Annotated in this window: 16 protein-coding genes; 6 read left to right on the top strand and 10 right to left on the bottom strand. The window is 68.9% G+C overall.

Going from position 1 to position 24721, the window contains the following annotated elements; genetic code table 11:
- Nucleotides 1–54: 54 nt before the first annotated feature.
- From A6745_RS12235 to A6745_RS12210, 6 genes are all read right to left on the bottom strand, one after another.
- Complete coding sequence (locus tag A6745_RS12235) at nucleotides 55–780, bottom strand: anti-sigma factor (protein ID WP_197488149.1); 726 nt, start codon at nucleotides 778–780, stop codon at nucleotides 55–57.
- Nucleotides 777–1346 carry a sigma-70 family RNA polymerase sigma factor gene (locus A6745_RS12230; RefSeq protein ID WP_066127404.1) on the bottom strand — a complete coding sequence of 190 codons (570 nt, stop codon included), beginning with the start codon at nucleotides 1344–1346 and terminating at the stop codon, nucleotides 777–779. Before A6745_RS12230 ends, A6745_RS12235 begins: the two co-directional genes overlap by 4 nt.
- Before the next feature lie 121 nt (nucleotides 1347–1467).
- A complete protein-coding gene (locus A6745_RS12225; RefSeq protein ID WP_066127401.1) occupies nucleotides 1468–2019 on the bottom strand; it encodes a DUF3455 domain-containing protein in 552 nt (183 codons plus the stop codon).
- 149 nt (nucleotides 2020–2168) lie between these two features.
- Nucleotides 2169–3176 carry a D-2-hydroxyacid dehydrogenase gene (locus A6745_RS12220; protein WP_066127399.1) on the bottom strand — a complete coding sequence of 336 codons (1008 nt, stop codon included), beginning with the start codon at nucleotides 3174–3176 and terminating at the stop codon, nucleotides 2169–2171.
- 52 nt (nucleotides 3177–3228) lie between these two features.
- Entirely contained in the window at nucleotides 3229–4692 is a 1464-nt protein-coding gene (locus A6745_RS12215) for an MFS transporter (RefSeq protein ID WP_066127396.1), read from the bottom strand.
- A gap of 210 nt (nucleotides 4693–4902) precedes the next feature.
- Nucleotides 4903–5958 (bottom strand): sensor domain-containing diguanylate cyclase, encoded by a 1056-nt coding sequence (locus A6745_RS12210; RefSeq protein ID WP_066127392.1) that lies wholly within the window; start codon nucleotides 5956–5958, stop codon nucleotides 4903–4905.
- Nucleotides 5959–6174: 216 nt separating this feature from the next.
- Between A6745_RS12210 and A6745_RS29330 the strand changes: the two genes are divergently transcribed.
- Nucleotides 6175–6648 carry a BON domain-containing protein gene (locus A6745_RS29330; protein WP_066127389.1) on the top strand — a complete coding sequence of 158 codons (474 nt, stop codon included), beginning with the start codon at nucleotides 6175–6177 and terminating at the stop codon, nucleotides 6646–6648.
- 55 nt (nucleotides 6649–6703) lie between these two features.
- On the opposite strand, the gene A6745_RS12200 is transcribed toward A6745_RS29330, so the two are convergent.
- Complete coding sequence (locus A6745_RS12200; RefSeq protein WP_066127387.1) at nucleotides 6704–7942, bottom strand: MFS transporter; 1239 nt, start codon at nucleotides 7940–7942, stop codon at nucleotides 6704–6706.
- A 110-nt stretch (nucleotides 7943–8052) separates the two neighbouring features.
- Between A6745_RS12200 and A6745_RS12195 the strand changes: the two genes are divergently transcribed.
- Both A6745_RS12195 and A6745_RS12190 read left to right on the top strand, forming a co-directional pair.
- Nucleotides 8053–8997, top strand: coding sequence for a LysR family transcriptional regulator (locus A6745_RS12195; RefSeq protein WP_066127385.1), 945 nt, complete (start codon nucleotides 8053–8055; stop codon nucleotides 8995–8997).
- 123 nt (nucleotides 8998–9120) lie between these two features.
- Entirely contained in the window at nucleotides 9121–9519 is a 399-nt protein-coding gene (locus tag A6745_RS12190) for an acyl-CoA thioesterase (protein WP_082853086.1), read from the top strand.
- On the opposite strand, the gene A6745_RS12185 is transcribed toward A6745_RS12190, so the two are convergent.
- A complete protein-coding gene (locus A6745_RS12185; protein ID WP_066127381.1) occupies nucleotides 9516–10406 on the bottom strand; it encodes an AlkA N-terminal domain-containing protein in 891 nt (296 codons plus the stop codon). The genes A6745_RS12190 and A6745_RS12185 overlap by 4 nt on opposite strands.
- Nucleotides 10407–10611: 205 nt before the next feature.
- On the opposite strand from A6745_RS12185, the gene A6745_RS12180 reads away from it, so the two are divergent.
- A complete protein-coding gene (locus A6745_RS12180) occupies nucleotides 10612–12390 on the top strand; it encodes a bifunctional diguanylate cyclase/phosphodiesterase (protein WP_066127380.1) in 1779 nt (592 codons plus the stop codon).
- A 69-nt stretch (nucleotides 12391–12459) separates the two neighbouring features.
- A complete protein-coding gene (locus tag A6745_RS12175; RefSeq protein WP_066127376.1) occupies nucleotides 12460–12861 on the top strand; it encodes a hypothetical protein in 402 nt (133 codons plus the stop codon).
- A gap of 87 nt (nucleotides 12862–12948) precedes the next feature.
- Here the strand turns inward: A6745_RS12175 and A6745_RS12170 are convergent, their stop codons facing one another.
- Both A6745_RS12170 and A6745_RS12165 read right to left on the bottom strand, forming a co-directional pair.
- A complete protein-coding gene (locus A6745_RS12170; protein WP_066127375.1) occupies nucleotides 12949–15408 on the bottom strand; it encodes a glycogen/starch/alpha-glucan phosphorylase in 2460 nt (819 codons plus the stop codon).
- Nucleotides 15409–15460: 52 nt separating this feature from the next.
- A complete protein-coding gene (locus A6745_RS12165) occupies nucleotides 15461–19555 on the bottom strand; it encodes a CheR family methyltransferase (protein WP_231885980.1) in 4095 nt (1364 codons plus the stop codon).
- A gap of 281 nt (nucleotides 19556–19836) precedes the next feature.
- Between A6745_RS12165 and A6745_RS12160 the strand changes: the two genes are divergently transcribed.
- A complete protein-coding gene (locus A6745_RS12160) occupies nucleotides 19837–24720 on the top strand; it encodes a response regulator (protein WP_066127373.1) in 4884 nt (1627 codons plus the stop codon).
- Nucleotide 24721: the final 1 nt, after the last annotated feature.

The following is a 24721-nucleotide window of genomic DNA, read 5'->3' as shown; positions in this document are numbered from 1 at the left end:
GGGGGACGTGCCCCCGTATGCTATCCCAGTTGTGCCGGCAGACACGACATCCGGTTACATCACCCGGACGGCGCGCCCGATGAACTGGATGGGCCCCGTGGGCCGGCCGATCGGCGAGCCGGTGGCGGGTTCCAGCGTCAGTTCGAACAGCTGGTTGGGCACCAGCGGCGGCAGCTTGTCCAGCGGGATCTCCACGGCCTGGCCCGGTTGCACCAGGCCCAGCGATACCGGCGCTTGCCAATCGTCCGCCTTGGTCCAGAACTCCAGGGCCTGGCCCTGGGGCACCGTGGTCATGCCCAGCGGCACCAGCTTGACGGCATCGCGGCCGGCGGCCTGCACCATCCAGCCCGGGGCCTGCGTCTGCGATTGCGGAGCCACCAGCACCACCACGTAGCGCGGCGGCATCAGCGGCGTGCGCAAGTAGAGGACGACCGAGCACAGCACCGCGAAGGCCACGCCGGCCGTGACCAGGCCGCGCCAGAAATTGAAGTCGCCCCAGGCGGGCCGCGGGGTGCGGCGGATGCGGAAGGCGGGTTTCGGAGGGCGGCCACCGAGACTGCCCGAGATGCGTTTCCACAGCTTGTCCGACGGCGCCACCGGTTCGGCCAGGTCCGCCAGGGGGGCCAGGCGCGCCTCCCACCAGGCGACGGCCGCGCGCAACCGCTCGTCATGTTCCAGGGCCTTTTCCACGTATTCGCGTTCGTCGTCGGGCAGCGTGCCCAGCACGTACTCGCTGGCCAGTGCGTCGTGCGCGTCATCGAATTCCATCGGGACGCTCATGACAGGCACTCCCGCAAGGACTTCAGGCTGCGGGTGATCCAGGCCTTGACGGTGCCCAGCGGCGTGTTCACCAATTGGGCGATTTCGGTGTGGGTCAGGCCCTCGACATAGGCATGCACGATGCAGCGGCGCCGTTCGGCGGGAAGTTGGTCCAGGCAGGCGGACAGGCGGTGGGCGTCGTCGCTCCAGTGCGCGAAGGCGCCGCGTTGCCGCCATTCCTGCAGGGCGGCCTCCGCGTCCAGCCGTTCGACGGTGTCCTCGTCCAGCGTGTAGGCGCGGCCGTAGTCGCGCACGGTGTTCAAGGCCTGGTTGCGGGTGATGCTGTAGATCCAGCCGCGCGCGGAACCGCGCGACGCATCGAAGCTGTCGGCGTTGTTCCAGATGTTGACGAAGGCGTCGTGCACGATGTCCTCGGCCAGCGCGGTGTTGCCCGCGATGCGGCGCGCTACCCCCAGCAGCCGAGCGCCTTCCTGGCGGTACAGCGCATGCAGGGCGTCGCGCTGTTGGCGCGCGCAGGCATGCACGGCGGCTTCATAGTCGAACGCTTCGTCTGGGGATGGCGGCATGCGGGGCGAATAGGGCGTATGGGCGCGCCGCGACGCACGGCGCGCGCTTGAGGGCTGCCCATCTTACAGGAGAACGTCAGGCAGCTGGCCCCTGGCCGCTGCCCGGCAGCCGCCCCGCCGCTCAGTTGGCCTTCCAGAAAATGTAGTCGGCCTGGTATTTCACGACGGTGCGCTGGCCCATCGAGGCGCTGGTGCAAGCCGGCGACATGGGCGCCACGCCCCCCTTGAGCGCGACGCGCTGGACGTACGTCACGCCGGTCATCGCGCCGTTGCCCATGGCGGGATTGGCCTTGACCAGTTGATAGGGCAGGTTGCCCGTGCCGGCCGGCGCCACCGCGACCTGCGTGCCGGTGATCTTGGAGCCGTCCATGGCTTCCCAGGTGGCGGGCGGGCCGTAGTACTTGCCGACCTGCTTGCCCATGCGGTCTTCCAGCACCGCGTCCGGCCCGGCGAAGGTCCATTCGGGTTGACCGGCCTTGTTCGCCTTGCATTCGTAGGTGATGTCGCCGCGGCCCACGGTTTCCCAGGCGACGCGGTTGCCGGACGGCACCTTCACTTCCGCGGGCAGGCTGGATTGGTCGTAAGCCATGGAGGACATGGCGCCGCAGGCGCTCAACAGGCCGATCGTGGCGACGGCGGCGGTCCGGGCGAGGGTGGCATGCTTGAAAGTCATGGAAAGTCTCCTGCATCTGAAGGAAGGGGGGAAAGACGGCATTTGCGTGGCCCGTCATAGGGACTACACGCCAGCGCCGCATCCGGATGCAGGGAAGAAAGAATATTTTTGCAGGCAGGCGAAAGCGCCTGCCTGAGGGTGCGCCTGCGTCAGCCCGCCTGCGTGCACGCCCGCAGTTCGGTCTCCAGCTCGCGCACGAAGGCATCCACCACCCGCTCTTCGTGCCCCCGCGAGGCCGCGCTGTTGTGCGGGCTGACCCATACCTGCGGCATGTCCCACAGCGGCGAGGCCTGCGGGAGCGGCTCTTCGACGAACGTGTCGAGATAGGCGCCCGCCAGCCGGCCGTTCGCCAGGGCATCGGCCAGCGCGGTCTCGTCGATCAGCTCGCCGCGCGCGATGTTGGCGATGCGCGCATGGGCGGGCAGCAGCGCCAGGCGGCGCGCGTCGATCAGGCCCGCGCTTTGCGGCGTCAGCGGCAACGCCAGCACCAGCCAGTCGCACTGCGGCAGGGCCTGGTCCAACTGGTCCAGCGGCAGCACGGCCGCGTAGGCGGGATCGGGTTCGGGACGGCGGCGCACGCCGGTGACGTGCAGCCCCAGCGCCGTCAGCAGGCGAGCGATCTCGCCGCCGATGGCGCCCGTGCCGACCAGCAGCACGCGCAGCGACTCCAGCTCGCGCGGCCGCGCGTCGCCGCTCATGGGAGACCATTCGCGCCGCGCCTGCGCGGCCAGCCAGTGGCCGAAGCCGCGCGACTGCGCCAGGATGGCGGCCACGGCGGTCTGGGCGATGGGCTTGGCGGAGACGCCGGTGGAACTGGTCACGCGCACGCCGCGCGCCAGCGACGCCGCATATTGCGGCAGGTCGCGGCCCGACGAGAACACGTGCAGCCAGCGCAGGTTGGGCGCGGCGTCCGCCACCTGGAAGAAGGCGTCGGACAGCGGCCCCGGCTTGCGCAGCGAACTGCCCGCGTACAGCTCGCGCGAGAAGAACGCCGCGTGCAGGTCGGGCAGCGCCCGCGCCGCGCGCGACAGCGGATGGCGCTGCAATCGCACCCCCGCCGATTGCGCCAGCGCGTCCAGGCGGGGGCCGTGTTGCTGGTCCACGGAATCGGAAAGCAGCAGGCCCAGCGCGGGCCCGCGGGTGCGTGTGTCGGTCATTGAACGGTTTGCCAGATGTCCTGGGCGCCAGGGTAGACCACACCATACTCCTTCAGCGCGGCCGGGTCGAAATCGAAGAGGCCCGCTGCGCGGCCCGGCCGCGGCCGGCCTGTTCGCGCCGAGCGTAGCGGGCGGTGGACACGGCCAGCACCGAGATCACGCATACTTCGGCCAGCAGCACGGCGATGATGGCATGCTGGTAGTCGCGGCCGGTGCGGCCCAGGAAGTGCGTCAGCACGGCGCCGGACAAGGCCGGGCCCAGTCCCAGCGCGGCCTGCTGCACGGTGGACAGCGTGGCGCTGCCCGCGCCGGCCTGCTCGGGCCGCACTTCGGACAGGCCGATGCGGAAGAAGCTGGCCACGATGAAGGCCTGGCCGAAGCCGATCAGCACGGTGGCCGGGATCAGGTTGAACAGGCCGGGCTCGGGCCACACATGCCACAGCGTCAGCACCAGGCCAAGCAGGCCCGTCATCGTCACCACGCAGCCGAACAGCAGGATCGACGTCTTGCGAAAGCGCGCCGCGGCGCGGTTGGTCAGGATGGAGCCCACGAAATACGCCAGGCCCATGGCCACGAAACAGTTGCCGCACTGCATGGCCGTCAGGCCCGCGCCGGCCTGCAACGTCAGCGCCATGGCGAACATGAAGCCGCTCCAGCAGGCGAAGAACAACACCGCGATCGACAGGCCGAAGCGGATGCTGGACAGGCGCAGCAGGTTGGGCGGCAAGAGCGGCAGCCGGCCCCGTTTCTCCAGGCCCAGCTCGGTGCGCCACAGCGCCGCCAGCAGCACCGGCACCGCCGCCAGCATGGCCACGTAGTACCACGGCCAATGCTGCAGAGGCCCCAGCGACAGCGGCAACAGCAGGCACAGGATGACCAGCGCCAGCAGCAGCGTACCGGGCCGGTCGACGCTGGCCGGATGCGGCGAGCGCGTTTCGGGAATCATCCGGCGGGTGTAGGCCAGCACCACCAGCCCGATGGGCAGGTTGATCAGGAACACCAGGCGCCAGCCCAGTCCGCCCACGTCGGCGGACACCAGGATGCCGCCCAGCACCTGGCCGATCACGAAGGCCAGGCCGCCGATGGCGCCGTACAGGCTCAGCGCGCGGGAGTGCTCGCGGTCGCGCAGGGTGACGTGGATGGTGGCCAGGATCTGCGGCACCGCCAGCGCGGCGGCCACGCCCTGCAGGGCCCGGGCAGCCAGCAGCAGCCACACCGAATGCGCCAGGCCGCACAGGGCCGAGGCCACGGTGAACAGCAGGATGCCCCACGAGAACAGCCTGCGCCGGCCATAGTTGTCGCCCAGCCGGCCGCCCATGGCCAGACAGACGGCGAAGGCCACGCCGTAGACGGCCACGATCAATTCCAGATCCACTTCGCTGGCATGCAGCGAGTGGGCCATGGCATCGAGGGCGACGTTGACGATGGAAAAGTCGATCATGGGCAGCAGCTGTCCCGCCAATAGCAGGTACAGGCCGGCCCGGCCCAGAGGGGCGGTGGGGGAGGCGGAGGTCATGATGCGGCACCGGCGCGGCGGCAAGGGCGCGCGGCGAAAAGAGGGGAGAGGCGCGAAGTATATTGCGGCGCAGCGAAAAAAAACGGATAGACCCTGACGGGGGTGATGTTGCCCCATCGCCCGGTACCGGCCAGCGCCGTGATTCCACGCCAAGGGCCGGCTTGCCGCGGGGTCCTCCGTGCGCGGCAAGGCCCCCGCATCGCTGAATGCTCAGCGCTCGCGGATGGAGCGCTTGCGGGTGCGCTTGATTTCGTACATCAGCGAATCGGCCAGGCGCACGGCCGCATCCGCGCCCAGCCCGGTGGGCTCGACCGCGACGATACCCACGCTGGCGCCGCCATAGTCCAGCCAGCGCTCGCCCAACGGGTGGCGGCCGATGGTGGCCGCGCCGATGCGGTCCTGCATCAGCTTGGCGGCGGCCTGGGGGCTGCCGTTGTCGATGATGCGGCCCGGCTGGCTGTCGCTGCCGGCGAGGGTGGGGCCGGGACCCGCCACCACGAACTCGTCGCCGCCGATGCGGCCCAGCACGTCGCCGGGCCCCAGCGCGGCGCTCAGCGTCTTGGCGATCTGCTGCAGGAACTGGTCGCCGCACTGGTGGCCGTAGTTGTCGTTGATGGCCTTGAAGCCGTCCAGGTCGATCACGCCGACCAGCACGCTGCTGCGCTGATCGATACCCTGCGCCAGCAGGCGCTGCAGCGATTCGAACAACGAACGCCGGTTGGGCAGGCCCGTCAGCGTGTCGGTCATCGCGTAGGCGTGCAACTGGTTGTTCGCGTCTTTCAGGCTGTCCAGCAGGCGCTCGCGCTCGATGTAGCCCGCCACGATGTTGGAGAACAGGCGCAGCACCGTCTCGGCGTCGGGCTTGAGCGGCTGCTGCCTGGCGCTGGCGCCGCACAGCGTGCCCAGCAGGGCGCCATCCTCGGAGCGCACCGGCGCGCTGACGTAGGTCTGGATGCCCAATTGGCGGGCGGCGCCGGAGTCGCCCCAGCACGAGCCGACGTCGTCCGTGTACATGCGGTCTTCTTCGAGCGCGCGGCGGCACAAGGTGTCGGACCAGGGAACGGTCAGGCCCTCGGGAATGTTCATCTCGCCGGTATTGCGCGCATAGCGGATGTGCTGCTCGCCTTTTTCCAGGTCGATCGAAGTGAGGTATGTGGACTCGAGGCCCGTGACCGCGCCGAGCATATCGAGCAGCGGGCGCGTCAGATCTTCAAGGGATTTGGCGTTCGGCAGCGATGCCGACAACTGGGCGAGAATCGGGTCCAACGTAGCCTCCGGAAAGCAAGGGGATCCCTCTATTGTTATCAAAAATCCTTTCCAGATGGGTAACGCTTGCAGATTCCGAGCGAGGATTGAAAAAAGGTAACACCCTTGCGGCGACAGACCCGGCGCGGCGGCGCGGGTATGGCTCGTGCTGGCAAACCAGTCCCGCCGGCATTTCCCATTGCTGGGGGCACTTTTCTGTTTTGAAGGAGAGCCTCTGTGAAAGCCCTGCTGAACCTGGCTGCCGCCGTCGCCGCGGGCGCCGCCGCCATGTACTTCCTCGATCCGGATACCGGCCGCCGCCGCCGCGCCGTGGTGCGCGACAAGGCCGCCTCGAACTATCACAACGCGGGACGCTACGCCCGCGCCCAGGGACGGCATCTGGCCAACCACGTGCGCGGCGCGGCGGCCCACATCAAGGGCAGCGCGGCCCCCGAGAGCGACCAGCAGCTGGAGGGCCGTGTGCGCACCCGCCTGGGACGCCTGGTCAGCCGGCCGGCGGCCATCGACGTCACGGTGACGGACGGGTCCGTCTATCTGGGGGGCCGGGTGCCCGCGCCGGAGCATGCCGGACTGGTGGACGCGATCCTGGCGGTGGATGGTGTCTTCGAAGTGCGGGACCGCATGCGCGTGGTCGGCCTGCCCGACAACGTGACCGAACTGCAGACGTCGCCGCCGCACAGCCTGCATTGAGCCTGCGCCGGGCTCGCGCCTGCTCCGGGCGCGGCATGCGCGGCGCCCGCGTCGCTCATCGGGCCTGGGCAGCGCCCACCGGGGCGATCCGCCGGTCGTTGCTTGCCGGCAGCGAACGCAGCGCCAGCGCGGCCAGTCCCGCCAGCGTGCCCAGCGCCGTCACGCCCATCCAGCCCCAGGCGGCCAGCGCGTAGCTGCCCAGCGCGCCGCCGATCGACATGCCGATGAACACGCTGGTCATCAGCACCGCATTCAGGCGGCTGCGGGCGGCCGGATCGATGCCGTAGACGATGGTCTGGTGCGAGATCAGCGACACCTGGATGCCCAGGTCGAAGCCGATGGCGGCGGCGCCGATCAGCCACAGCGCGGCATGCGGCGACAGCCAGTGCGAGAACACCATCGCGGCGAACGACACGGCCGTCAGCAGGGCGCCGGCGCGGCTGACCACGTCCGGACCCCGGCGGTCCGCGATGCGGCCGGCCATCGGCGCGGCCAGCGCACCGGCCGCGCCGGCCAGGCCGAAGGCGCCCGCGGCGGCCGCGCCCAGATGGAACGGCGCCTCGTGCAGCATGACCGCCAGCGTCGACCAGAAAGCGCTGAAACCCACGGCCAGCAGGCCCTGCGCGATGGCGGCGCGGCGCAGCAGGCCGTGCTGGCGCCACAGCGTGGCCAGCGAGCCCAGCAGCGCGCCGTAGGGCATGCGCGTAGAGGGCTGGAAGGAGGGCAGGCCACGCCACATGGCCGCGATCAGCGCCAGGATGCTGGCCGCCGCCGCCAGGAACATGCCGCGCCAGCCGAACTGCTCGGCCCCGAAGCCGCTGACCACGCGCGACAGCAGGATGCCCAGCAGCAGGCCGGTCATCACCGTACCCACTACTTTGCCGCGATGCTCGGGCTGCGCCAGCGTGGCGGCGGCGGGCACGATGTCCTGCGCCACCGTGGCGGTCAGGCCGACGGCCAGGCTGGCGGCCAGCAGCACGCCGATCGACGGCGCCAGCGCGCTGGCCAGCAGCGCCAGCATCAGGATGGCGGCCTTGGCCAGGATGATGTGCTTGCGGTCGTAGCGGTCGCCCAACGGGGCCAGCAACAGGATGCCCAAGGCATAGCCCAGCTGGGTCAGCGTGGGAATCCAGCCGACCGCGTTGCCGCTGGCATGCAGGTCCTCGCCCAGGATGCCCAGCATGGGCTGGCTGTAATAGATGGAGGCCACCGCCAGGCCGGTGCTGGCGGACAGCAGCAGCAACAGCGGGCGGGGCAGGCCGTCGGGGCGAGTGGAGGGGTTGGTATGCGTCATGAGAATATCCGCTGCGAAACAGCCGTGGAACAGGCGACGGATGGGATTCTGACGCGCCGCAGCATCCTGTGGTAGACGCATGGCGGGTAAATAGGTTATACGCTTGACGCATGACCAGCCTGATTCCCCTGCCTCCGGGCGGCGCCGACCGCCTGATGCTGATGGAAACTTTCGTGCGCATCGTCGAGGCGGGCAGCCTGTCCGCCGCGGCCGCGCAGTTGGGCGGCACCCAGCCCACCATCAGCCGCCGCCTGCAGGCGCTGGAGCGCGCCCTGGGCGTGCGCCTGCTGCAGCGCTCCACCCACGCCATGACGCTCACGGACGATGGCGCGCGCTGCTACGAGCGCGCCAAGGACCTGATCGCCCAATGGCAGGCCTTCGAGAGCGACGTGCGCAGCGCGGGGGACGAGCCGTCCGGCACGCTGCGCGTCGTGGCGCCGCATGCTTTCGGCCAGCAGCAGTTCGTCGAGCCGCTGGTGCGATACCTGAAGCAGTATCCCCGCATGACGGTGGACTGGCTGCTGTACGACCGCACGCCGGATTTCATCGCGGGCGGCATCGATTGCGCCATCCACGTCGGCACGGTGACCGATCCCTCGGTGATCGCGCTGCCGCTGGGCGAGGTGCCGCGCATCATCGTGGCCGCGCCGTCGGTGATCGAGGGCGGCGCGGCGCCGGTCCAGCCCGCCGAACTGGCCCGCCTGCCATGGGTGGCGCTGCGCACGTTCTACCGCAACGAGGTGGTGCTCAAGCACCTGGAAAGCGGCCGGACCGAATCGTTCGCCATCCAGCCGCGCCTGTACACCGACAGTTTGTATGCCGTGCGCACCGCCGCCATGCTGGGGCTGGGCGTGGGCATGGGGTCGTCGTGGCTGATGCGCGACGATCTTGCGCGCGGCGACCTGGTGCACCTGGCGCCCCAATGGGAGGCCGCGCCGCTGCCCGTGCACCTGGTCTATCCGCCCGCGCGATTCTATCCGGCGCGGCTGCGGCGCTTCATCGACATCATGCGCGAGTTCGTGCCGACGGTGTTGCGCGGCACCTCGGGCCTATGATGGTGGGCCGTGCAATCCGCTTGCCGCATCGAGGAGTCCGTCTTGTCCGCCGATCCGCATCCTTCGTCCAGCCCCGCGCGTCCCGCGCCGCTGCCGCGCGCCGCGTTCACGCATTTCGAGCCCATGCCGCTGCGCTGGATGGACTGCGACGTCTATGGGCACGTCAACAACGTCGTCTATTACTCGTACTTCGATACCGCGGTGAACCGCTACCTGACGCAGGCGGGCGTGCTCGACGCGCTGAACGGCCCGGTGATCGGGCTGGTGGTGGAGACGGGCTGCCATTACTTCGCGCCGATCACGTTTCCGGATGAACCGTCGATCGGGCTGCGCGTGGCGCACATCGGCCGCTCCAGCGTGCGGTACGAACTGGCGGTGTTCAGCGAGGGCGCCCACGCCAGCAGCGCGCAGGGTCATTTCGTGCACGTGTATGTGGACCGCGAGCGGCGCAGGCCCGCCGAGGTGCCAGAGGCCATGCGGGCGGCGCTGGCGCGGTTGCGGCCGGCAGCCGCCCGGCCCTAGGCTTTGTCCGCCTCGTCCCGCCGCCACACGTGCACCGTGGCATACGCCCGCCACGGCGACCAGCGCCGCGCATGCGCGTCCAGCGCCTTGGCATCCGCCATCCCCAGCCGCTTCTTCAGCACCGCATCGCCCGCCGGCATGGCATCGGGCTCGTTCAGCGCCCGCATGGCGACGTATTGCACCGTCCAGGCGCCCACGCCGCGGATGGCGCGCAGCGCGGCCAGCGTGGCGTCCCGCGGCGTGCGGGGGTGCAGGTCCAGCCGGCCCGCCTCGATCTCGCGCGCGATGCTCAGGATGGCTTCGGCGCGGATGCGGATCAGGCCGCAGGTGATCACGTCCTCCAGCGATAGCCGTGCAATGCGTTGCGCGCTGGGAAAGGCGTGGGCCAGGCCATGCGGCGCATCGGGCACGGCGGCGCCGTGGCGCTGCGACAGCCGGGCCAGGATGCCGCGCGCATTGCGCACCGAGATCTGCTGGCCGGCAATGGCGCGTACCGCGATCTCGAAACCGTCGAAGGCGCCCGGCACGCGCATGCCCGGCTGACCGACCGCCATCTCGCCCAGATGCGCGTCGACAGGCACGGGATCGCACTGCGTGCCGAAGACGCGCATGGCCTGGCCGAGCAGCGCTTGCGCGGCGGGTTGCAGGCCGGGCGACAAGGTTAGCGATAACATGCCGTCGTCCGGCTCGTGCGCGACAGAAAGCCAGCCCGTCAGCGGCGCGCCCTCATGCATCCATTCCAGTGCCCGCGCATAGTTCGAGTTGTCCACATGCTCCACGCCCAGGGTGTGGCGATGCGCCAGGAAACCGAGCACGCCCTGCCAGGCATAGGGCGGCCGATAAGGCAGCGACAAGGGCTGCGCGAAGCGTGCGATAGGCGGATTCATGCGCCGATCTTAGACCAGCGGCGCCAGGCCCGCGCCTGTCCAGGGCGGGTCATGCGAATCCCGCAGCCCCTCCATTTATGAGATATGGGGGATCAGTTGTACGCTGCTTGCGCGCTTGGGTTCGATCGGCCCGCCTTATGATCGGCCCGACGGCGGCTACCGGGAGCCCGCTACTGGTTGCGCCTTGCAAGTGGGTGACAGCGTGATGACAATCGATGAGTCGGATGCCTTGCATCCGATCGGCTTTGCGGGGGGCGGCTATTACGAGTCGGCAGCCCTGCTTGCCGCTTCGCTGTTCAAAGCCCCCTGCGTCGTCATCCGCGTCGATGCGGACGTGCCCGAAACCCTCAGCCATGCCTCGCCGAGCGCCGCGCCGCCGGTTGCGGCAGGCTGGCACTATTCCACGCCCGGATACGCCATGGACGCGGCCGGGCAACTGGTCCGGGGATTCATGCCGTTCGCGCTGGCCGGCGTGGAGCCCGCCGACGACGAGCCGCCGCTGGTCGAGTTCATGCGCTGCTCCCTGGCCGACAAAGAGGGCCGGCCGCTGGGCATGCTGATGCTGTTCGACTGCGCGGGCCGCCCGCCGCTGACGCCCAAGGGGCGGCGGCTGCTGGAGCGGCTGGCCGCGCACGTGGTCGACCGCATGCAGACGCTGCGCGACTTTCACTACCGGGATCACCTGACGGGCCTGGGCAACCGCGGCCAGTTCGTGCGCGATGCCCGCATGGCGCTGGACCGGCCGCGTGCGCAGGACGCCGACCTGTGGGCCGCGATGATCGACGTGATCCCGCTGGACAACATCACGCGCCTGGTGGTGGCGATGGGCCTGACGCAGGTCGAGCGGGCCATCGAACGCATGGCCGCCCGCGTCATGGCGTCGCTGCCCGGCGGATGCCGGACCTATCGGCTGGGCCTGGCGCGCTTCGGTTTCATGTGCTCGGGCAAGCAGGACGACGTGCGCCGGTTGGCGGCGGGCTGCGTGGCCCGCTTCGAGAACCCCATCACGGTGGACGACGACCTGCCGCTGAACCTGACCGCCTACGCGGGCGTGCTGCCGGTACGGCGCAGCCAGTTGCCGCAACTGATCAGCGCCCTGTTCGCGGTGTCCGAGTCGGCGCGCGAACGCGGCGTGCCGGTCGGCGTGTTCGACCTGCAACTGGTGCAGCGCCAACGGCGCCACGTGCTCATCATCAACTCCATCCGCCAGGCGGTGCAGGCGCCGGATCAATTGCGCCTGGTCTTCCAGCCGCGCGAACGCCTGAGCGACGGCATCTGGACCTCGGTCGAGGCGCTGGTGCGCTGGCGGCATCCGCTGCTGGGCGAGATATCGCCGACCGAGTTCATCCCGCTGCTGGAAGGCACCACGCTGATGCCGCTGCTGACCGACTGGGTGCTGGCCCGCGCCATGTCGCAGTTGGCCGAGTGGCGCAAAACGATGCCCAAGCTGAAGATGTCCATCAACGTGGCGGCGTCGGACTTGAAGCGGCCGGACTTCAGCGCGGTGCTGAGGGGCGCGATGGCGGCCAACGGCATCGGCAGCGGCTGCATCGAACTGGAGCTGACGGAGGGCTCGCTGGTGCGCGTCGATCCCGCCACCATGGAAATGCTGGAGGGCCTGGAACGCTGCGGCATCGAGATCGCGGTGGACGACTTCGGCGCAGGCTACAGCAACCTGTCGCAACTGGCCAAGCTGCCCTACGACGTGCTCAAGCTGGACAATGCGCTGGTGCGTTCGGTTTCGTCCAACGCACGTGCCGCGCTGATCGTGCAGGCCATCGTGGGCCTGGCCAAGCAACTGGGCCACCGGGTGGTGGCCGAGGGAGTCGAAACCCTGCAATTGCGCGATTTCTCGCAGCAGTGGGGGTGCGACGAAGTGCAGGGATTCTTCATCGCGCGGCCCATGGAGCCCGACGCCTTGTATCCGTTGTTGGCGCAGCGGGTCGAGCGGCGGGGTGCGCCGCGCAGCCAGGACGCTGTATAAATAGCGTTTGCGTCCTGTTTCCGTTCGCGCGCGCCAGGTCCGCCACGGTCCGCGCGCTGCCCCGTCTCCATGACTGACTTTCCCCCGTTGCGCCAGCCTTGTCCGCCCGGAGCCTGCGACTGCGGCCACGATGCCCTGCGCGATGATCCCACTGCCGACAAGCGCATCCTGATGCTGACCAAGGCCGAGGAAAGGAAGCTGGTCGAGCGGCTGGAGAACCTGGCCACATTGGAAGACCTGCGCCGTATGGAAGCCCGCATCCAGTCGCTGCTGGGCGTGACGCTGATCATCTCTCCCAGCGACAACGAAGTGCGCACCATGCGCGGTTTCCACATCCGCCTGGAAGAGCGGCCCGGCCTGTGCAGCAAGACGCGCCAGTCCATTCCCGCCGCCATCCGCCGCTGCTTCGAGCGCAATCCGGACATCGCGTTCGCGATCCTGAACGAGAACGACCTGCTGCGCGACGCCTGAGCGCGGCTGCGCGCGCCGGTCGCCGGCTGGCGGGGCCGGGCCAGGCGCCGTCATGCCTGCCCGGTCCGGGGGGCGCCGCGTACGCGCCTATGCCCCTTCCAGCTTCCAGATCTCGCGCGCGTACTCGCGCACCGTGCGGTCGCTGGAGAAATGCCCCAGGTGCGCCATGCAGTGCAGCGCCTTGCGGTGCCAGGCCCGCCTGTCGTTGAAGTCCTGCGCGATGGTGCGGTGAGCCTGCGCGTAGGCGTCGAAATCCGCCAGATGGAAATAGTGGTCGCGGCCCATCAGTTCGTCGTACAGCAGCCGGTACTGCTCGCGGTCCGAGTCGTAGCGGCCGTCGATCAGCGTGCCCAGCACTTCCGCCAGCGCCGGGCTGCGCGCGGCGTATTGCGCCGGATGGTAGCTGCCGTCGCGCCGCATGGCGCCCACTTCCTCGGCCAGCAGGCCGAAGGCGTAGAAGTTCTCGGGACCCACGCATTCGCGGATCTCGATGTTGGCGCCGTCCAGCGTGCCCACGGTCAGCGCGCCGTTCAGCGCCAGCTTCATGTTGCCGGTGCCCGAGGCCTCGGTGCCGGCCGTGGATATCTGCTCGGATACGTCGGCGGCCGGGATGATGCGCTCGGCCAGCGTCACCTTGTAGTCGGGCAGGAACACGACGTTGAGCCGGCCGCGGCAGCGCGGGTCGCCGTTGATGGTGCGCGCCACGCTGCGGATCAGGTGGATGATGCGCTTGGCCGCGGCGTAGCCGGGGGCGGCCTTGCCGGCGAAGACGTGGGTGCGCGGCGCCACGTCCTCGCCATGGTCGACGATGCGCAGGTACAGGTGGATGATGTGCAGGATGTGCAGCAACTGGCGCTTGTACTCATGGATGCGCTTGATCTGCACGTCGTACAGCGAGGCCGGATCCAGCAGCACGCCCATGCTGCCGTGCACGTGGCGCGCCAGGCGCTCCTTGTTGGCCAGCTTGATGCGGGCCAGCCGTTCGATGAAGGCCGGATCGTCCTGGTGGCGGGCCAATTCGCGCAGGCGCTCCAGCTCGACCACCCACTGGGGGCCCAGCGTGTCGTCGAACAGCGCGGCCAGCGGCGGATTGGCCTGCGCCAGCCAGCGGCGCGGCGTGATGCCGTTGGTCTTGTTGTTGAAGCGCTCGGGCATCAGTTCGTGGAAATGCGGCACCAGCGATTGCTTGATCAGCTCGGTGTGCAATTGCGCCACGCCGTTGATGGAATGGCTGCCCACGATGGCCAGGTGCGCCATGCGCACATGCCGGGTGCCGCCTTCCTCGATCAGCGACACCGCGGCCACGCGCGGATCGCCGTCGCCCCAGCGCGCGCGCGCCATGCGCAGCATGCGGGCGTTGATCTCGTAGATGATCTGCATGTGGCGCGGCAGCACGCGCGTCATCAGGTCCACCGGCCAGCGCTCCAGCGCTTCGGGCAGCAGTGTGTGATTGGTGTAGCTGCAGGTGGCCTGCGTGACGGACCATGCCACGTCCCACGGCAGCTTGTGGTGGTCGACCAGCAGGCGCATCAGCTCGGCGATCACCAGCGTGGGGTGCGTGTCGTTGAGCTGGATGGCCGCGCGCGTGTGCAGCTTTTCGATGGGCAGGCCGCTTTCCGAGAACTCGCGCAGGATGTCGTTCATCGCGCAGGCCGTCAGGAAGTATTCCTGGATCAGGCGCAGCTCGCGGCCCTGCGAGGGCTCGTCCGAGGGGTACAGCACCTTCGAGATGGTCTCGGTGCTGATCTGGTGCTGCACCGCGCCCACGTAGTCGCCGGCATTGAACACCCCCATCTCCAGCACTTCGGAGGCCCGGGCGGAGTACAGCCGCAGCAGGTTCGCCGCGCGGCCGCCGTAGCCGATGATGGGCATGTCGTGCGGAATGCCCAGCAGCGTGTTGCCGGGGATCCAGGCGGGACGGTACGCGCCGTCGGCGGCGTGGCTTTCCTCGACGTGGCCGTACAGATTGACGATGCAGCTTTCGTCGGCGCGTTCGATCAGCCAGGGGCTGTGGTCGCTGCCCCAGAAGTCGGCGCGTTCGACCTGCGCGGGGCCGTCGAACTCCTGGCGGAACAGGCCGTAGTCGTACTTGATGCCGCAGCCCATGCCGGGCAGGTCCATCGTGGCCAGGGATTCTACGAAGCACGCGGCCAGCCGTCCCAGGCCGCCGTTGCCCAGCGCGGCGTCGTGCTCGCGGTCGGCGATGCGCTCCAGGTCCAGGCCCAGGTTGGCCATGGCCATGCGGGCGGGTTCCAGCATGCCCAGCGACAGCAGGTTGCTGACCAGCGAGCGGCCGACCAGGAACTCCATCGACAGGTAGTACACCTTCTTGGCCGGATTGGCCTGGCGCCGGTGCTGCGTGGCCAGCAGCGCGGTGATCACGCGGCGGCGCACCACCATGCAGATGGCCACCAGCCAGTCGTCCTCGGTGGCGCGTTCCGGCGTCCTGGCCAGCCGGTATTTCAGCTCGCTGGCCAGTTCCTGCTGGATGACCGCGGCTTCCCGCACGGTCTGATCGGACGATGCGTTCCTGGGCAAGTCAGGCATGGTCTTCTCCGGTTGCTGCGGACGCACGGGCGGCAGGGAGCCGCTGCATGCGTCAAGAACGTCCTAGCGCGTGCGATACGGCCTCGACGAGTGCGTCCAATGGAATGGGTTTGTTGAGATGGGTGGTGAAACCTGCCTGTGCGGCCTTGTCGATGTGGTCTTTCGAACCGTAGCCGGTCAGGGCGATGGCTGGGATCTTCAGGTCGGGGAATCGGTTGCGCACCTCGGCCATGAACTGGTATCCGTCCATGTTCGGCATGCCGATGTCCGAGATGATCAGGTCGTATGCGGTGGACGCGTCCAGCGTTTCGAGGGCACGCGCGCCGCTGTTGGCGATCGCGACCTGGGCGCCTTCCATCTCCAGCAGGGCCTGGAAGGTGTCGAGAATGTCCTCGGAGTCGTCCACGATCAGGATGCGCAGGCCGGTCAACTGGCCGTCCATCGGGGGCGCCGGCACGTGGTCGGCGTCGGCGTGCGCCGGCTGGGCCAGGGGCAGCCACACCGAGAAGCGCGCGCCGCGGCCCTTGCCTTCGGAGTACGCCTCGATATTGCCGCCGTGCGCCTGCACCAGTTGGCCGACCACGCCCAGGCCGATGCCCAGGCCGTCGCGGTTGATGCCCCGGTGGCGCATGTCCGCCTGGCTGAACATGTCGAACACCTTGGCCAGGAAGGCGGGCTCGATGCCTTCGCCGGTGTCGATCACGTCCAGGCGAGCCATCTGGCCGTCGCGCGACAGCGACACGCTGACCGAGCCGCCGACGGGTGTGAACTTGATGCCGTTGTTCAGCAGGTTCCAGATGATCTGCTCGACGCGGGTGGAGTCGGCGTCGATGTGCAGCGCGTCGGCCGCGTCGTAGTCGCTGCGCAGGTCGACGTCGGCCGAGGCGGCCGTGTGGCGCAGCACGCTCAGGATGCTCTCGACCGTGTCGGTCAGGCTGACCACGCCGCGGTTGAGCTTGAGCTTGCCCGTCTGTACGCGCGCCATGTCCAGCAGGTCTTCGATGATGCGCGCCTGGCTGCGCACCGAGTGCTGGATGGTCTCGGCCGCGCGCGCCGTGCTGGGCGAGCCGCGCACCGCCGGCGTGCGCGCCAGCAGGTCGGCGTTGAGCTGGATCAGGTTCAGCGGATGCTTGAGCTCGTGCGACATGATCGCGAAGAACTCGTCCTTCAGGCGGCTGTCGTCGCGCGAGGATTCCAGCCGGTTCTCCTGCTCGCTTTCCTTGCGGCGCTGCTCGGTGACGTCGCGGGCGATCTTGGCGTAGCCGTCGAAGTGGTCGTCGCGCATCGGGTTGATGCTGCCCGTGCAGAAGATGCGCGAGCCGTCCTTGCGGCGCAGCCAGCGTTCGTCCGAGGCATAGCCGCGCGTGCGGGCCCGTTCCATTTCCTTCTGCGGTTCGCCGTTCTCGACGTCCTCGCGGGTGAAGATGATGCCCAGGGGCTGGCCCACCGCCTCTTCCTCGCGGTAGCCGAAGATGATGTGCGCGCCCGAGTTCCACGTGGCGATGCAGCCGTTCTGGTCGATGGTGATGATGGCGAAGTCTTTCGTGCTTTGCGCCATCAGCCGCATGTGGGCCTCGCCCAGCCGCAGGCGCTCTTCGGCCTCGCACCGGTCGGTGATGTCGATGAACGTGAGGACCGCGCCTTCGATGCGGTGTTCGGCGCTGCGGTAGGGCAGCAGGCGCGCCAGGTACCAGCGGCCGTTGCTGCCGCTGATCTCGCGCTCGACCGTCCGCAGCGAGTCGAACACGCTGCCGGCATCGCGCGCCAGGTCGGGGTAGTTCAGGCGGTGCGTGATGTCCAGCAGCGAGCGGCCGGCATCGCTGGCGATGACGCTGAAGATGTCGGTGGCGCGCGGCGTGAACCACTTGATGCGCATGCCGCGGTCGACGAATACCGTGGCGATGTCGGTCGATGCGATCAGGTTCTGCAGGTCGTCGTTGATCTTGGCGGTTTCCTCGACCTTCGACTTGAGCTCGGAATTGACCGTGACCAGTTCCTCGTTGACCGATTGCAGCTCTTCCTTGCCGGTTTCCAGCTCTTCGGTGGCGGACCGCAACTCTTCGTTGATGGCCTGCAGCTCTTCGTTGGAGGCTTTCAACTCTTCGGTGGAGGTTTCCGACTGCTCCATCGTCAGTTGCAGCCTGTCCTTGGCCTGCTGCAGTTCGGCTTCCAGCTGGGCCAGCATGCTGGTGGCGACCTTGCCCGCCTGGGCCTCGCCGTCCTCGCCCATGATGGCCTCGACTTCGTCGAAGATCACCAGCATGAAGTCGTTGCCGCTTTCCTCGTGGCGGAACGGGCGAACCACCATGTTGACGTACATGCGCCGCTCGCCCACGGTCATCTCGACGCGGCGGGCCTCGACGCTCTTGCGCGAATGCAGCGCCTGGAACATGGCGGTGCGCAGCTCCATGCGCAGCTCGGGCTGCACCAGCGCGGGCAGGTTGCGCGACGGTTCGCCTCCCGCATGCCTCAGGAAACGGCCGGCGCGGTCGGACATGTGGACGATGTTGGCTTCGTGATCGACGATGACGCTGGGAGGAGCGTACTGTTCAAGCGCGCGCTGGTGGATTTCCGCGAACGAGGTCTTGCCGCGCCGGCTCGGCGAACTTTCGGCAGGCACGGCGCGGATCACTTTGTCGAAAGTGGCGGAGGGCAGGGTCGGGATGGTGCGATGCACGTACGCGGCGCCCTTGGCCTGGTACAGGCGGTTGCGCTTGTCCACCACGGTGAACAGGTTCTCGCACGCGTCCGCCGATTCGGAACTGCCGAGGAACAGGAAGCCGCCCGGTTTCAGGGCGAAGTGGAACATGCGCAGCACGTCCATCTGCACCTCGCGATCCAGGTAGATCAGCAGGTTGCGGCAGGTGACCAGGTCGAGCTTCGAGAAGGGCGGATCGCGCAGCACGTTGTGCGGCGCGAACAGCACCCGCTCGCGGATCTCTTTCTTGATGCGGTAGCCCGCCTCGTCCTTCGTGAAGTAGCTTTGCAGCATGCCGGGCGACACGTCGGTGTCGATGGCGGCCGGGTACAGGCCGGCCCGGCCGGTGGCCAGCGACGGTTCGTCGATGTCGGTGGCGAATACCTGCAGGCGGGGCGGCGAGGGCTGCTTCTCTGCGTAGCTGGACAGCAGCATGGCCATGGAATAGGCCTCTTCGCCGGTGGCGCAGCCGGCCGTCCACACCCGCACCGAAGGCGGCGGCGTGCCGTCGCGGCCATTGACCAGCGGTCCGATCGCCTGTTGTTCCAGGGCCTCGTAGGCTTCCTTGTCACGGAAGAACTGCGTGACGCCGATCAGCATGTCGCCCAGCAGCTTGGGCGTTTCCTCGGCAGTCTCGTGCAGCATGGCCGCATAGCTCTGCATGTCGGGCACGCCGGTGACCTGCATGCGCCGTTCGATGCGGCGCAGCACGGTCGCTTTCTTGTAATGCCTGAAATCGTGGCCCGTGCGGGTGCGCAGCAGGGTGAGGATGTCGAGCAGCGACTTGCGTTCGGCGGGGCTTTCCTCATGGGCGTGTTCGGGGCTGTCCGGATCCAGCGGGTCGCCCACGGGGGCGGGCATGTGGATCCGCGCCATGTTCTCGCGGATGCCTTTCAGGCGGGCCGGCATCTGCGCCACGGGCAGGATGATGTCGACCATGCCGGTGGCGATGGCGTTGCGGGGCATGGCGTCGTGCTGGGCGTCGCCGGGCTGCTGGGCGATGGTGATGCCACCCTGCTCCTTGATGCGCGCCAGGCCCACCGAGCCGTCGGAACCGCCCCCGGTCAGGATGATGCCGATGCTCTTGCTCTTGTGCACGTCGGCCAGGGCGCGGAAAAACACGTCGATGGCGATGGGCTGGCCCATGGGGCGCTCATGCGCCTTCAGGCGCAGGTAGCCGTCGTTCATCTGCAGCCCGGCGGCGGGCGGGATGACGTAGACATGATTCTTCTGCACCGGCATCGTGTGCGTGACCTGCACGATGGGCAGGTCGGTGACCGCCTGCAGGATGTGGTGCGCCACGCTGTCGTGCTTGGGCGACAGGTGCAGGACCACCACGAAGGCCATGTCCGGCTTGGGCGGCATGTTCTCGAAGAACACCTTCAGGGCCTCGATGCCGCCCGCGGACGCGCCGATGCCGACGACCGGAAACGTGAGGTCGCTGGTCATGAGGTGTTTCTGATTATCGGGCGGAGGGCCGGAGTCGGGCATGTCGGGGGTCATGCGGTTGTCTTTATCTCGATGAGCCTGCCAAGGCGCCATGATAGCCTGCGGATCTCCGGGTATTCGGCAATGCCAGCCCCCATTCAGGTAAGTGGCCGTGTCAGGCGCCAGTGCTATATTTTTGGCGCGCCATCAGGCTCGAAACGATGGTTCCCCATGCGTGTCCCCGGCGGCATGCGCGAATAAAGCCAGGAGCAGCAGTGAGACACCCGGATTATTCCGACGAGATGGCTGGCGCGGCGTCCTCCCCCTCGGGCTTCCTGGCCGGCGGCGGCGAGATGGGCGCGCTGATGCGTGCGCACGACTGGCGCGCCACGCCGCTGGGACCGCCCGGGCAATGGCCCCAGAGCCTGCAGACGGCGGTGCGCATCATGCTCTCCTCCAGCCAGCCCATCTGGATCGGCTGGGGCCCCGAGCTGTACTTCCTCTACAACGACCCTTACAAGAGCGCCATCATCGGCGGCAAGCATCCGGGTGCGCTGGGCCTGCCCATCGGCGTGGTGTGGCGCGAGATCTGGCCCGACATCGAGGCGCTGCTGGCCTCGGCGATGCAGAGCGGCGAAGGCGTCTACAACGAGGCCATGTTCCTGCTGATGGAGCGCAACGGGTATCCCGAGGAAACCTACTACACCTTTTCTTACAGTCCGATTCCTGACGAGCGGGGCCGCCCCGCCGGGCTGATCTGCGCCAACAGCGACGACACGCGCCGGGTGATCGGCGAACGCCAACTGAGCCTGCTGCGCGAACTTGGGGCTTCCTCGTCCAATGCGCGTTCCTGGCGCGAGGCCTGCGAACTCAGCGCACGGGCATTGTCCGAGGATGCGCACGACATGCCGTTCGCGCTGCTTTACCTGGCCAATCCGCAGGGCGGCGAAGCCATGCTGGCCGGGGCCGCGGGCCTGGCGGCCGGCCATCCCGCCGCGCCCGAGGCGTTGCGGCTGGACGGCCAGGGCCCCTGGCCGCTGGACGGCCCGGTTCACCAGTTGCAGTTGGTGCCCGGCCTGCGCCAGCGCTTCGGCGATCTGCCCGCCGGGCCGTGGAAGCATGCGCCGGACCAGGCCGCCATCGTACCGTTGCCTACCGTCGGCGAGAATGGCCGCATGGGCCTGATGATCGTCGGCCTGAATCCGTACCGCCTGTTCGACACGGCCTATCGCGACTTCCTGACGATGACGGCCGCGCAGATCGGCGCGACGATCAGCGCGGCCTATGCCTACGAAGAAGAACGCCGCCGCGCCGAGGCGCTGGCCGAGCTGGACCGGGCCAAGACCGCTTTCTTCTCGAACATCAGCCATGAGTTCCGCACGCCGCTGACCTTGATGCTGGGGCCGCTGGAGGAACTGCTGGCGCGCGGCCCCGAGCAGGGGGACGCGCAGCGCGAGCTGATCCAGATCACGCACCGCAATGGCATGCGCCTGCTGACGCTGGTGAATTCGTTGCTGGACTTCTCGCGCATCGAGGCGCGGCGGGTGCAGGTCAACTACCAGCCCACCGACCTGTCGGCGCTGACGGCGGAACTGGCCTCGCTGTTCCGCTCGGCCATGGATCGGGCCGGGCTGGAACTGGTGGTCGATTGTCCGCCGTTGCCCCATGCCGTCTACGTCGATCGCGAAATGTGGGAGAAGATCGTCCTGAACCTGATGTCGAACGCGTTCAAGTTCACGATGGTGGGGTCGGTGGCGATCCGCGTGTCGCCCAGCCCCGATGGCGGCGCGGTGCGGGTCGAGGTGCGCGACACCGGCATCGGCATCCCGGCGCATGAACTGCCGCGCGTGTTCGACCGCTTCCATCGCGTGGCCGGCGCGGCGGGCCGCAGCATCGAGGGCAGCGGCATCGGCCTGGCGTTGGTCCAGGAGCTGGTGCGTCTGCAGGGCGGCTGCATCCGGGTGGACAGCCAGGTGGGGCGCGGCACGGCGTTCACCGTCGAGCTGCCGTGGGGCGAGGCCTATGCGCCGGCGCAGCCATCGGGCACGCCGCGCCCTCCGCCGACCAGCATGAACGCCCGCGCCTATGTCGACGCCACATTGCGTTGGCTGCCCGACAGCGACCGCATCCTGTCCGATGAGTCGCCGCCCGGGTCCCTGCCCATGGCGCCCGCCGCGGGCGGCGAGCCCGCGCGCGTGCTGGTGGTGGACGACAACGCCGACCTGCGCGATTACATGAGCCGCATCCTGCGCGCCGCCGGCTACCGCGTCGAGACGGCGGTGGACGGCGAGGCCGCGCTGCGGCAGGTGCGCGCGGATCCGCCGGATGTCGTGCTGTCCGACATCATGATGCCCAGGCTGGATGGGTTCGGCCTGCTGGCCGCATTGCGCAACGACACGGGGCTGCGCGGCATTCCGGTACTGCTGCTGTCCGCGCGCGCCGGAGAAGAGGCGCGTGTCGAGGGTCTGGATGCGGGCGCGGATGACTATCTGACCAAGCCTTTCGCGGCGCGTGAGCTACTGGCCCGAGTGGCCAGCAACCTGCAGTTGGCACGGGTGCGGCAAGAGTCCGCGCAGCGCCTGCGCGAAGAGACGCGCATGCTGGAGCTGCTGAACCAGGTGGGCGTGGCGGTGGCCGCCGAACTGGATCTTGGCCGCGCGGTGCAGATCGTGACCGACGCGGCCACCGAGCTGACCGGGGCGGCGTTCGGTTCGTTCTTCTATAACGTGCTGGACGACCAGGGCGAATCCTACACGCTGTATGCGCTGTCGGGCGTGCCGCGCGAGGCCTTCGAGAAATTTCCCATGCCGCGCAACACCGCGGTCTTCGGGCCCACGTTCCGGGGCGAGGGCATCGTGCGCTCGGACGACATCCAGGCCGACCCGCGCTATGGCCGCAACGACCCGCACCGCGGCATGCCCGAAGGGCATCTGCCGGTGCGCAGCTACCTGGCCGCGCCGGTGGTGTCGCGTACGGGCGAGGTGCTGGGCGGCCTGTTCTTCGGGCATCCGGAAGCCGGCATCTTCACCGAGCATTCCGAACGCGTGCTGGTCGGCATCGCCGCGCAGGCGGCCGTGGCCATCGACAATGCGCAGCTTTACCGCGCCGCGCAGGTGGAGATCGCCGAGCGCACCAAGGCGCAGGCCGCGCTGGCGCAGTTGAACGAAGGGCTGGAGCAGCGCGTGTCCGAGGTGCTGGCCGAACGCGACCGCCTGTGGGACCTGAGCGAAGACCTGCTGGTGGTGGCCGATTACACGGGCCGCCTGCTGCGCTTCAGTCCAGCCTGGACCCGCGTGCTGGGCTATCCGCACGGCACCCTGATGGCGCGGGCCTATGGCGAACTGGTTCATCCCGACGACCTGCCCGAACTGCGCCAGCAGCTGGAGACCCTGCGCGCCACCCGCCAGCCGATCCGCTGCCAGAACCGTGTGCGTACCGCCGATGGCCAATGGCGCACCATCGCCTGGACGCTGTATGCCGACCCGCTCAGCGCCTGGCTGCACGGCGTGGGACGCGACGTGACCGCCGACCTGGAGTCCGCCGCGGCGCTGCGCCAGGCGGAAGAGGCGCTGCGCATGGCGCAGAAGATGGAGGCGGTGGGCAAGCTGACGGGCGGCGTGGCGCACGATTTCAACAATCTGCTGCAGGTCATCGGGGGCAATCTGCAGTTGCTGGCCCGCGACGTGGCCGGCAACGAAAAGGCCGAGCAACGCTTGCGCAACGCCCAGGGCGGCGTGGCGCGGGGCGCGCAGCTGGCCTCGCAATTGCTGGCCTTCGGCCGGCGCCAGCCGCTGGCGCCCAAGGTCGTGAACCTTGGCCGCTTCATCCGCGCCATGGACGACATGCTGCGCCGGGCCCTGGGCGACGGGGTGGAGATCGAGACAGTCATCTCGGGCGGCCTGTGGAACACGCTGGTCGATCCCTATCAGGTCGAGAACGCGCTGCTGAACCTGGCCATCAATGCGCGCGATGCGATGAACGGCCATGGCCGGCTCACCATCGAGGCGGGCAACGCGCTGCTGGACGACACGTACTGCGCGCGGCATGCGGACGTGACGCCGGGCCAGTACGTGATGGTGGCCGTGACCGATACCGGCTCGGGCATGACGTCGGACGTGCTGGCGCAGGTATTCGAGCCTTTCTTCACCACCAAGCCCGAGGGGCAGGGCACCGGGCTGGGCCTGAGCATGGTCTACGGTTTCGTGCGCCAGTCCAACGGCCACGTCAAGATCTACAGCGAGCCCGGGCAGGGCACCACGGTACGCCTGTACCTGCCTCGCGAGCGCCAGGAGGAAGACCTGGAGACCGAGGTGGATGCCGGCCCCATCGCCGGCGGCACCGAGACCGTGCTGGTGGTCGAGGACGACGAAGAGGTGCGCGCCACGGTGGTCGACCTGCTGTCGGAACTGGGCTATCGCGTGCTGCGCGCCAAGGATGCCGGCAGCGCGCTGGCCATCATCGAGAGCGGCATGCCGATGGACCTGGTGTTCACCGACGTGGTGATGCCAGGCCCCCTGCGCAGCCCCGAGCTGGCGCGCAAGGCGCGCGAGCGCCTGCCCAACGTGGCGGTGCTGTTCACCTCGGGCTACACCGACAACGCCATCGTGCACGGCGGCCGGCTGGACGAAGGCATCGAACTGCTGAGCAAGCCCTACACGCGCGAAGCCCTGGCCCGCAAGATCCGCCATGTGCTGCGCAACCAGCAGCAGCACAACGCCGCGCGCCAGGCGGCCGAGCAGACCCGGCAGCCGGCGCCGCGGGTGGCCGCCGCCGCGCCGCGTCCGCCCGCGGAGGCGGGGTTGCAGGTGCTGCTGGTCGAGGACGACGAGCTGATCCGGGGCAACACCGCGGAGATGCTGGGCAGCCTGGGGCATTCGGTCTCCGAGGCGGGCAACGCCGAAGAGGCGCTGTCGGCGCTGCGCACGCGCCGTCCGCAGGTGCTGATCACCGACGTCAGCCTGCCGGGGGAGTCGGGCGTGGAGCTGGCCGAGCGGGCGTTGCGCATCCTGCCGGGGCTGAGCGTGGTGTTCGCCTCGGGCATGGAAGTGCTGCCCGGCGGCAAGGACCGCGAAGGGCTGGCGGACGCGATCCACCTGCTCAAGCCCTATAGCATGAACGACCTGGACGAGGTGATGCGGCGCATCGCCGATGCGCGCCGCGCCCGTGGCGGCAGACCGAAGGAATGAA

It is taken from the genome of Bordetella ansorpii (assembly GCF_900078705.1).
GTDB lineage: Bacteria > Pseudomonadota > Gammaproteobacteria > Burkholderiales > Burkholderiaceae_B > Bordetella > Bordetella ansorpii_A.
This window is presented reverse-complemented; position numbering and strand designations above follow the sequence as displayed.

What these genes read in the sequence shown, in the direction of transcription:
- A6745_RS12220 (WP_066127399.1), bottom strand. Translation starts at nt 3,176, where the DNA reads ATGACCGACACACGCACCCGCGGGCCCGCGCTGGGCCTGCTGCTTTCC.
- A6745_RS12235 (WP_197488149.1), bottom strand. Translation starts at nt 780, where the DNA reads ATGAGCGTCCCGATGGAATTCGATGACGCGCACGACGCACTGGCCAGC.
- A6745_RS12175 (WP_066127376.1), top strand. Translation starts at nt 12,460, where the DNA reads ATGACTGACTTTCCCCCGTTGCGCCAGCCTTGTCCGCCCGGAGCCTGC.
- A6745_RS12230 (WP_066127404.1), bottom strand. Translation starts at nt 1,346, where the DNA reads ATGCCGCCATCCCCAGACGAAGCGTTCGACTATGAAGCCGCCGTGCAT.
- A6745_RS12165 (WP_231885980.1), bottom strand. Translation starts at nt 19,555, where the DNA reads ATGACCAGCGACCTCACGTTTCCGGTCGTCGGCATCGGCGCGTCCGCG.
- A6745_RS12200 (WP_066127387.1), bottom strand. Translation starts at nt 7,942, where the DNA reads ATGACGCATACCAACCCCTCCACTCGCCCCGACGGCCTGCCCCGCCCG.
- A6745_RS12180 (WP_066127380.1), top strand. Translation starts at nt 10,612, where the DNA reads ATGACAATCGATGAGTCGGATGCCTTGCATCCGATCGGCTTTGCGGGG.
- A6745_RS12160 (WP_066127373.1), top strand. Translation starts at nt 19,837, where the DNA reads ATGGCTGGCGCGGCGTCCTCCCCCTCGGGCTTCCTGGCCGGCGGCGGC.
- A6745_RS12190 (WP_082853086.1), top strand. Translation starts at nt 9,121, where the DNA reads ATGCCGCTGCGCTGGATGGACTGCGACGTCTATGGGCACGTCAACAAC.
- A6745_RS12195 (WP_066127385.1), top strand. Translation starts at nt 8,053, where the DNA reads ATGACCAGCCTGATTCCCCTGCCTCCGGGCGGCGCCGACCGCCTGATG.
- A6745_RS12185 (WP_066127381.1), bottom strand. Translation starts at nt 10,406, where the DNA reads ATGAATCCGCCTATCGCACGCTTCGCGCAGCCCTTGTCGCTGCCTTAT.
- A6745_RS12225 (WP_066127401.1), bottom strand. Translation starts at nt 2,019, where the DNA reads ATGACTTTCAAGCATGCCACCCTCGCCCGGACCGCCGCCGTCGCCACG.
- A6745_RS12215 (WP_066127396.1), bottom strand. Translation starts at nt 4,692, where the DNA reads ATGACCTCCGCCTCCCCCACCGCCCCTCTGGGCCGGGCCGGCCTGTAC.
- A6745_RS12170 (WP_066127375.1), bottom strand. Translation starts at nt 15,408, where the DNA reads ATGCCTGACTTGCCCAGGAACGCATCGTCCGATCAGACCGTGCGGGAA.